Annotated in this window: 5 protein-coding genes; all 5 read left to right on the top strand. The window is 62.1% G+C overall.

What is annotated here, in order from left to right; translation table 11 throughout:
- Positions 1 to 184: DUF4082 domain-containing protein (locus RWJ89_RS23520; protein WP_316028886.1), on the top strand; the 184-nt coding region annotated here is incomplete at its 5' end.
- Between the two features lie 49 nt (positions 185 to 233).
- A complete protein-coding gene (locus tag RWJ89_RS23515) occupies positions 234 to 1,457 on the top strand; it encodes a GTP-binding protein (RefSeq protein WP_206105917.1) in 1,224 nt (407 codons plus the stop codon).
- 216 nt (positions 1,458 to 1,673) lie between these two features.
- A complete protein-coding gene (locus RWJ89_RS23510; RefSeq protein WP_316031510.1) occupies positions 1,674 to 7,016 on the top strand; it encodes a DUF4082 domain-containing protein in 5,343 nt (1,780 codons plus the stop codon).
- Positions 7,017 to 7,063: 47 nt separating this feature from the next.
- On the top strand, positions 7,064 to 8,296 hold the full coding sequence (locus tag RWJ89_RS23505) for a GTP-binding protein (RefSeq protein WP_316031509.1): 1,233 nt from the start codon (positions 7,064 to 7,066) through the stop codon (positions 8,294 to 8,296).
- Between the two features lie 73 nt (positions 8,297 to 8,369).
- On the top strand, positions 8,370 to 8,678 hold the full coding sequence (locus RWJ89_RS23500) for a hypothetical protein (RefSeq protein WP_003549393.1): 309 nt from the start codon (positions 8,370 to 8,372) through the stop codon (positions 8,676 to 8,678).
- Positions 8,679 to 8,696: the final 18 nt, after the last annotated feature.

The raw sequence follows: 8,696 nt of genomic DNA, 5'->3' as shown, positions 1-8,696 counted from the left end.
TGATGGCTTCTTCGCCAACGGCGTCAGCAATGGTCCGCTGTCGGCGCTATCCAGCGCTGCGGCTGGCGGCAATGGCGTCTATGCCTACGGCGGATCTGCCACCACAGGTCTCTTCCCGACCAGCACCTTTGACTCGGCAAACTATTATGCCGATGTGGTCTTCCGGCCGCAGCTCGCCGCCTGACGCGTCGAACGAGGTTAGAGACGATTTCGATGAGGCTCATAAAACGCAAATGACAGTCGCTCCGAATGCCCTCATTGACGGGATGCTGATAAACAGCATCGACCGGCTGCCGGTGACAGTGCTCTCGGGTTTTCTCGGCGCCGGCAAGACGACGCTTCTCAGCCACGTGCTGACAAATCGCGACGGCCTGCGGGTCGCCGTCATCGTCAACGATATGAGCGAAGTGAACATAGACGCCAGTCTTATCCGAGACGGCGGCTGTAACCTGTCACATACGACGGAGACGTTGATTGAGCTCAGCAATGGCTGCATATGCTGCACCCTGCGCAACGATCTCCTGACGGAAGTGCGGCGACTGGCCGAAGAGGGGCGATACGACTATCTGTTGATAGAGGGGACCGGCATTGCGGAGCCGTGCCCTATCGCGGCAACCTTTTCATTCCGCGACGAGAACGGTGTTTCGCTCTCCGATTTTGCGAAACTCGACACGATGGTGACCGTCGTCGACGCCGCAAGCCTCCTGGCCGATTACAGCAGCGCTGATCTGCTTCGCGATCGCGGCCTGCAGCGGGACGGTGACGACCGGCGCACACTCATCGACTTGTTGGTCGACCAGATCGAGTTTGCCGATATTGTCGTGATCAACAAGATCTCGGATGCGAGCGAAGAGGTCCGCGCGGAAGTCCGCAAGACGGTGGCTGCGCTCAACCCGGATGCCCGCCAGGTGGAGACGGACTTCGGCAAGATTTCTCTTGCAACCGTCCTCGACACGGGCCTCTTCGATGAAGCAAGGGCCGCCGCTCACCCGTTGTGGCACAAGGAACTCTACAATCCGGGCGACCATGTTCCGGAGACGGAGGAATACGGGGTATCGAGCTTTGTCTATCGCACGAGGCGTCCCTTCGACCCCAAGCGGTTTCGAGCATTCCTGGACGAGCCCTGGCCGGGGGTAATCCGCGCCAAAGGCCATTTCTGGCTTGCCACGCGCCCGCGTCACGTGGGTTTGATGTCGGCTGCCGGGGTGCAACGGCGCTGTGAACCTATGGGGCTCTGGTGGGCGGCCGTTCCCCGACAAGACTGGCCCAGCCATCAACAGTTTCGTCAGCATATCGAGAGCCGATGGGACAGCGCTTGGGGCGACCGTCGGCAGGAGCTCGTGTTTATCGGTGTTGATATGGACGAGACAGGCGTCCGCACCGCGTTGGACGACTGCTTGGCCAGTTCAGATCCGCGGGACTGGTCGGCTCTCGAAGATCCGTTTCCGGCCTGGTAGCACGGAACGCGGGAGTACCGGCTCGACCGGCCGGACCGGCGAGACAATACCGAACTAGAATTCCTCTTCACCCAGAGTCGGCCACTGAGCAGTAGCCGGAGGCAGCTTTGCGGCCTTGTCGGTCGGGTATGCGGTGAGGGTCATCATATCGGAGTACGGTGTATCACCCACATACCCCAGATTGCTGTCGTACATTCCCTTTCGAAAGCTGGCAGGATGAAGCCTTCCAATGGTGGTCGATGGGAAACGGGGACGCCGCTCTTGCTGAGATTTCATGTGAGGAATCGCGAATATCTAAGTACTGCCGGCGGCACGCCGAGCGTCTGTCACCCACCCTCTGTCTGGACCGCACTGCTTGGAACTGCGACCGTGGTGTCTTCAAGCACTCAGGGTCCCTACGGCTTTGCCAATCAGGGCAGCGCAACCGTCCAATCCTCCTTCTCCGGCACGGTCACATCTTCCCTGATATCATCAGGCGACATGCAATCGTCGCCCGCATCGTCGACGGCGATGCCGGCGCCTGCGGGAGATAGCGGCGCGCAAGACGGTTTCACCAAGACGGCGTCGGCTGCGACGGTGTTCCAGACGCCTTCCTCGACATTGCAACGCACCGTGCTTGCCCCGGATCCGTCCGAGGAGGCTGCGACATTGCCTGCCGCTCCCACGCTTACGGGTGTTACCACCGATGCCGACACTGGAAGCACCAAGACGGCGGCGCCGGTCAGCTCTTCCAGCAGTCTCGGCACGGCTTCGTTGCGCCTTCAGGCCTCGATAGCATCTGTCTCTGTGGAGCCGAGCCAGGACGTTTCTGCTGAGACGACCGCGGCCCCGACAGCACTGGGGGCACTGGGGGCACCGGTGGCACCGATGGCGGCGGTTTCGGCTGCGGCGACACCCAACAAGATCGCGCTCGAAAACCTGAAGCAGGGCAACCCCATTAGCGAATGGGGGCTGGAGGGCGACGGCAACGGCACCATCCAGGGCTTCGCCACCGAAATCAGCACCAATATCGGCCAGACGGTCGACTTCAAGATCGCCACGGATTCCACCCATTACCGCATCGATATCTACCGCATGGGCTATTACGGCGGGGCAGGCGCGCGCAAGGTCGACTCGATCGAGAAATCGCTGACTACGGCGCAGATCCAGCCGCATCCGATCGTCGACATGTCGCTCGGTCTCATCGATTGCGGCAACTGGTCGGTTTCCGCCAGCTGGCAGATCCCTGCCGATGCCGTCTCGGGCGTCTATTTCGCCAAGCTGGTGCGCGAGGATGGTACCGAGGATGCAAGCATCATCCCCTTCGTCGTGCGCGACGACGCCTCCACCAGCGATATCGTCTTCCAGACATCCGATACCACCTGGCAGGCCTATAATGCCTGGGGCGGCGCTAGCCTCTATTATGGCGAAGTGCCCGTCGATCCCGCCGACATGATCGGCTACCTGCCGCCGAACTGCAGCTGCGGGCTGACCGCGATCGGCCGCGCCTCGGCCGTCAGCTACAACCGCCCGATCATCACCAATACGAGCCCGGTCGGCGGTTCGCATGATTTCATCTTCGGCGTCGAATCCTCTGCGATCTCGTGGCTGGAGCAGAACGGCTACGACGTGTCCTATATCTCGGGCGTCGATGCGACGCGCAGCGGCAGCCTGCTGCTCAACCATGATGCCTATCTCTCCGTCGGCCATGACGAATACTGGTCTGCCGAGCAGCGCGCCAATGTGGAAGCCGCGCGCGATGCCGGCGTGAACCTCGCCTTCTGGAGCGGCAACGAGGTTTACTGGAAAGTCCGCTGGGAAAGTAGCATCGACGGCAGCGGCCAGGCCTACCGCACCATGGTCTGCTACAAGGAGACCTACGGCACGAGCACGGACCCGAGCAATGTCGGCACCGGCACCTGGCGCGATCCGCGTTATGCCGATCCGGGGCAGCAGCCGGAGAATTCGCTGACGGGCACGATGTTCCAGGTGGACAGCTACCGCCAGGACACGATCTCCATCCCCTACGACTATTCGAACCTGCGCTTCTGGCGCAATACCGATGTCTCCCAGCTGAATGAAGGCGATACCTACAATCTGGTGCAGAACCTGCTCGGCTATGAATGGGATTCCGATGTCGAGAACGGATTCCGTCCGGCTGGACTGATCAACCTGTCGCTCTCTTCGGTCTCGGTGGAAACCTATCTGCGCGATTACGGCACGACGATCGGCTCTGCCGTCGCCACCCACAGCCTCACCATGTACCGGGCGGCAAGCGGCGCGCTGGTCTTCGGCGCCGGCACCGTCTTCTGGTCCTGGGGCCTGAGCGACAACCACCAGGGTCCGACAACATCGACCGATCGCAATGTGCAGCAGGCGATGGTCAACATGTTCGCGGACATGGGCATCCAGCCGACGACGCTGGATGCGAGCCTGATCCTCGCGACGCAATCGACCGACGCGCTGAAGCCCACCTCGTCGATCACGTCGCCGATCATCGGCGCCAGCTTCCTCGAAGGGCAGCACGTGACGATCACGGGTACGGCGCAGGATTTCGGCGGCGGCATCATCGCCGGTGTCGAGATCTCCACCGATGGCGGCCAGCACTGGTTCAAGGCGTCAGGCCGCGAGAACTGGAGCTATAACTGGGTCGTCCAGGCAAGCGGCACCTACACGATCCTGTCGCGCGCCGTCGACGACAGCGTCAATCTGGAAGCGCCATCGGCCGGTAAGCAGGTCACGGTCAACCTGCCGGGCACGCAGGGCCTGTGGACGCTGGCGGAAAAGCCCGCAACCGAGGTGGCGATCGATCGCGATCCCGTCGAGCTCGGCCTGCGCTTCCAGGCAACGACGGCAGGCTCGGTGCAGGGCATCCGCTTCTACAAGGGCTTCTACAATACTGGCGACCACGTCGTCAGCCTCTGGTCCGGCAACGGAACGCTGCTCGCAACCGGCGTGTCGGTGGGTGAACCGCTCTCCGGCTGGCAGACGGTAATGTTCTCCTCGCCGGTCCAGATCGCCGCCGGCACGACCTATGTGGCCTCCTATCACAGCAACGGGTTCTTCTCCGTCACCGAGAACTATTTCAGCGAGCCCTATGCCAGCGGCGCGCTGAAGGCCGTCGATGGCGGCGGCGTCTTTGCCTATAGCGGCACCAGCACGTTCCCCGGTCAGAGCCCCGGCGGCTCGAACTATTGGGTGGACGTGGTCTTCGATGCCGGCCCCAACAGCCAGCCGGTCGCAACGGACGACAGCGGGCTGATCATCGGCCATAACGGAACCCTTGTTATCTCGATTGCCGCACTCGTGGCAAATGATGTCGATGCCAATGGCGATGCGCTGACCATCACCGCCGTCGGCAATGCGCTCAACGGCACGGTCGCGCTCAACACGCAGACCGGAACCATCACCTTCACGCCGGCTAACAATTATTCAGGCCCGGCAAGCTTCACCTATACGCTGTCGGACGGCCGCGGCGGCACGGATCAGGGCAATGTCAGCCTCACCGTTCAGACCGCCCCGGCCGGGGAGACGCTCTTTACGGGAAGCGAGGGGCCGACCGGCGGCAGCTTCAACGACAATACTGCGATGGAACTCGGCATGAAGTTCGTCGCTTCCTCAAACGGCACGATCTCGGGAATCCGCTATTACAAGGCTGCCGGCGATACCAGCGTGCATACAGGCTCCATCTGGAGGGCGGACGGCACGCTTGTTGCCACGGTCACCTTCACCAACGAGTCGCTCTCCGGCTGGCAGACCGCAACCTTCTCCACGCCGCTGCAGATCACGGCGGGTGCGACCTATGTCGCCTCCTATCACACGACCGGCAGCTATGTGGCCACCGCAGGCTATTTCAACACGGCCCACACCAACGGCTCGCTGACGGCGCTCGCCGGTGCGAACGGCGTCTATGCGGTCGGATCGGGCTCGACCTTTCCGACCCAGAGCTACCAGTCGTCGAATTACTGGGTCGATGTCGTCTTCAATCAGTCCACGGGCAACACGGTGCCGGTTGCCGCCAACGACAACGGCTATACGACCTATGCCAACACGGCCCTGTCGATTGCCGCGGCCAACCTGCTTGCTAACGACAGCGATGGCGATGGCGACCCGCTGAGCATTACCGGCGCCAATGGCGCGGTGAACGGAACGGTGACCTTCAACAGCCAGACCAACACGGTGATCTTCACGCCGAACTCGGGCTATACGGGCGTCGCAAGCTTCTCCTATTCGATCTCGGACGGGCAAGGCGGCACGGCCTCGGCGACCGTCAGCCTCACGGTCAATTCGCAGCCCGGCGGCGGCACGACCTCGAGCCTGTTTACCAGCGCCGACACGTCGGGGGTTACCGCCGCCAATGACGCCAACTCGGTCGAACTTGGCGTCAAGTTCATCGCTTCCGGCAGCGGCCAGATCACGGGGCTCACCTATTACAAGAGCGCTCAGGATACCGGCACGCATGTCGGCTCGCTCTGGACCGCAGGCGGCCAGCTCCTTGGCCAGGCAAGCTTCATCAACGAGACGGCAAGCGGCTGGCAGACGGTTTCCTTCACGCAGCCGATCAATGTCACGGCCGGCGTCACCTATGTGGCGAGCTACCATTCCAACGGCTTCTATTCGGCAACGGCGAACTACTTCACGACAGACCATACGAGCGGCGCGCTGACGGCGCCGGCAAGTTCGGTCAGCGGCGGCAACGGCGTCTATGCTTATGGCACGGGCAGCCTGTTCCCGACCGCCTCCTACAATGCCAGCAATTACTGGGTGGACGTGCTCTATCAGCAGGGCGCGCAGAATGCGATTCCGGTTGCCGCCAATGACAGCGGCTACTCGACCAATACGGGCACGCCGATCACCATCCAGGCCTCGGCGTTGCTTTCAAACGACAGCGATGCCGATGGCGATCCGCTCACGATCACCGGCGTCAGCGGCGCCGTCAACGGCTCGGTCGCCTACAATGCCCAGGCCCAGACGGTGACCTTCACGCCGACCGCAGGCTATTCGGGACCGGCGAGCTTCAGCTACGCGATATCAGACGGCAAGGGCGGCACGGCCACGGCCCAGGTTGCTCTCACCATCAACAACCCGGCTGCAGGCCCGGAGCAGAACCTCTTTGCCGCCAATGCGACGCCTGCAATCGTCTCTACCAACGACAATCAGCAGGTCAATCTCGGCATGAAGTTCCAGGCCGATACGGCAGGCTGGATCACCGGCATCCGCTTCTACAAGGGTGCCGACAATACGGGCCCGCATAACGGCTATCTCTGGACTGCCTCGGGCACGCTGCTCGGCAGCGTCGCCTTCAGCAACGAAACGGCAAGCGGCTGGCAGACCGCGACACTCACCCAGCAGGTGGAGATCGCCGCGGATACGACCTACGTCGTTTCCTACAGCACCAACGGCAATTATTCGGCGACCGGCAATTACTTCAGCGCCGAAGTGACGAATGGCGACCTCAGGGCGCTCAGCGGCAGCAACGGCGTTTATGCCTATGGGTCGAGCGGGCTGTTCCCGAGCGCCAGCTATAACAGCACAAACTACTATGTTGACGTAGCATTCAGACCACAGCTCGCAGCCTAAAGCCGCGAGCATGTAAGGCCAAGCATTTGTAAAGGGTAATGAGATCGATGATGGGTGCAGACAACAGATTGCCGGTAACGGTTCTCGCCGGGTTTCTCGGCGCCGGCAAGACGACTGTCCTCAATCATGTCCTGAGCAATCGTGAGGGTCGCCGGGTTGCTGTCATCATCAACGATATGAGCGAGGTCAACATCGATGCGGATCTCCTGCGCGAGGGCGGTGCAGACCTCTTGCGCACGGACGAGACACTGGTAGAGCTCACCAATGGATGCATCTGTTGCACCCTGCGCGACGACCTCCTGAGCGAGGTTCGCCGGCTCGCTAGCGCCGGCCGTTTCGATTATCTGCTGATCGAGGGCACCGGCATTGCCGAGCCACTGCCGGTCGCAGCCACCTTCTCCTTCCGCGACGACAGCGGGGCAGCACTCTGCGATGTCGCGCGGCTCGACACCATGGTTTCCGTCGTCGATGCGGTCAATCTTCTCGCCGATTACCAGAGCGCCGAGTTCCTTGCCGATCGCGGCGAAAGGCGTGACGGGGACGATGAGCGCAAGCTCGTCGAACTCCTCGTCGAGCAGATCGAATTTTCCGACGTCGTCATCATCAACAAGGCAGGCGATGTGCCGCCTGTAATGCTCTCGGAGGTTCGCCGGGTCGTCGCGGCGCTCAATCCGGATGCCCGCATCATCGAGGCGGTCTTCGGCCAGGTGCCGCTTGGCGCGATCATGGATACCGGGCTCTTCAGCGAGGCGAAGTCCGCCCGCCATCCGTTCTGGCACAAGGAGCTTTACGGCTGGGGCGACCACGTGCCGGAGACCGAGGAATACGGCATTGCGAGCTTCGTCTATCGCAGCCGCCGGCCTTTCGATCCCGCGCGGCTGAGCCGGGTCATCGAGCAGCCATTGCCTGGCATCATCAGGGCGAAAGGGCATTTCTGGCTGGCGACCCGGCCGGACGAGATCGGCCTGCTGTCGATTGCCGGCACGCAATGCCGCATCGAGAACAGGGGGTTCTGGTGGGCCTCGGTGCCGCGGGCGCACTGGCCGCGGCATCCGCAATTCCGCCAGTTGCTTGACCGGCATTGGGACGATGTCTGGGGCGACCGTCGTCAGGAACTGGTCTTCATCGGCTCCGGCTTCGACGAGGCGGCGATCCGTGCCGCGCTCGACGATTGCCTGGCCGGAGAGGAGACGGGTTTCGATCCGCAGACCGCCATCGGCCTTCGCGATCCGTTTCCGGCATGGCGGCACGATACTCACGCGTCGGACCGAAACGTGTGAAGCGGTTTTCGGATAATCCGATGTGTCGACTCAAAGGTGAACAGGTTTTGATTATCAACCAGAGGAGAGAACAATGAGCAACGAACTTTATGCAGATGGCATCGGCGAGATCACCATCACGGGAACGATCGTACGCATCGACCTGATGTCGCTCTCGGCCACCGATCGTGACGCCAACAACAATCCGAAGCCGGTCTTCCGCCAGCGCATCATCATGCCGGTCGATGCCTTCGCCAATGCCGTCGATCTCATGCAGAAGGCGCTTGGCGGGTTAGTCGAGGCGGGTGCGGTCCGTCGCATCGGCGATATGCCAGCTGCGGCTGCTGCCGATATTCAGACGGTGCAGGCCGGCGCTTCGAACGCCTCGCCGAACTTCAACTGATAAAACAAATATTGCCTC

Source organism: Rhizobium sp. 10PS4 (genome assembly GCF_032464805.1).
In the GTDB taxonomy this organism is placed as follows: domain Bacteria; phylum Pseudomonadota; class Alphaproteobacteria; order Rhizobiales; family Rhizobiaceae; genus Rhizobium; species Rhizobium laguerreae.
This window is presented reverse-complemented; position numbering and strand designations above follow the sequence as displayed.

What these genes read in the sequence shown, in the direction of transcription:
- RWJ89_RS23500 (WP_003549393.1), top strand. Translation starts at nt 8,370, where the DNA reads ATGAGCAACGAACTTTATGCAGATGGCATCGGCGAGATCACCATCACG.
- RWJ89_RS23515 (WP_206105917.1), top strand. Translation starts at nt 234, where the DNA reads ATGACAGTCGCTCCGAATGCCCTCATTGACGGGATGCTGATAAACAGC.
- RWJ89_RS23510 (WP_316031510.1), top strand. Translation starts at nt 1,674, where the DNA reads ATGAAGCCTTCCAATGGTGGTCGATGGGAAACGGGGACGCCGCTCTTG.
- RWJ89_RS23505 (WP_316031509.1), top strand. Translation starts at nt 7,064, where the DNA reads ATGATGGGTGCAGACAACAGATTGCCGGTAACGGTTCTCGCCGGGTTT.